General features: G+C 44.9%; 1 protein-coding gene. It reads left to right on the top strand.

Annotated elements, in window-relative coordinates:
- A partial coding sequence (locus A3762_RS04015; protein ID WP_304439259.1) for a ribonucleotide reductase N-terminal alpha domain-containing protein occupies positions 1 to 987 on the top strand: 987 nt, incomplete at both ends.

Consider the following 987-nt stretch of genomic DNA (forward strand, 5'->3'; position numbering starts at 1 on the left):
GAGGCCTTGAAGGCGTTGATGCAGATCATTTATTAGATTTGAGCTATCGCAACCTGTATCACGGCATTAAAGAGGAAGATATTGGTACAGCGCTTATTATGGCTGCGCGACCTTTGATCGAGTCAGAGCCGAATTATTCGTTTGTTAGTGCAAGGTTGTTGTTGGATTCGTTAATGAGCGAGGTGGGTAAGGCATTGAATGTTTACTTGCCTGCTGCGATAGAAGATGCGAGTAATGCGTATGCTGAAATATTCGAAGCGGGCATCCGTTTTGGCATTCAAGAAGAGCTTATCGATTCTAAGTTAGATTCCTTCAATATAGAGATGCTTGCCGATGCGCTCAAACCAGAGCGTGACAACCAGTTTACCTATTTAGGGTTACAGACTTTATACGATCGTTACTTTATTCATCATGAAGAAACGCGTATTGAATTGCCGCAAACCTTTTTTATGCGAGTCGCAATGGGGCTCGCGCTAAATGAGGATGACCCTACAGCGCGTGCAATTGAATTTTATGACCTCTTGTCATCGTTTGATTATATGAGCTCAACCCCCACCTTGTTCAATTCCGGAACGTTAAGACCTCAACTATCATCGTGCTATCTGACCACTGTTCCAGATGACTTGAGCGGTATATATGACGCTTTGCGTGACAATGCCTTGCTCTCAAAATGGGCAGGTGGATTGGGTAATGATTGGACTAATGTTCGCTCGCTAGGCGCGCACATCAAGGGAACTAATGGCCAGTCTCAGGGGGTCGTGCCGTTCCTTAAAGTTGTAAATGACACGGCTGTTGCAGTGAACCAAGGCGGTAAACGCAAAGGAGCNGTTTGTGCATACTTGGAAAGCTGGCATTTAGATATCGAAGACTTTCTCGATCTTAGAAAAAATACAGGGGATGAGAGACGTCGCACACACGATATGAACACCGCTAATTGGATTCCAGATCTTTTTATGAAGCGCGTGTTTGAGGAGCAAGATTGGACCT

The sequence above is a fragment of the Oleiphilus sp. HI0125 genome (assembly GCF_001635355.1).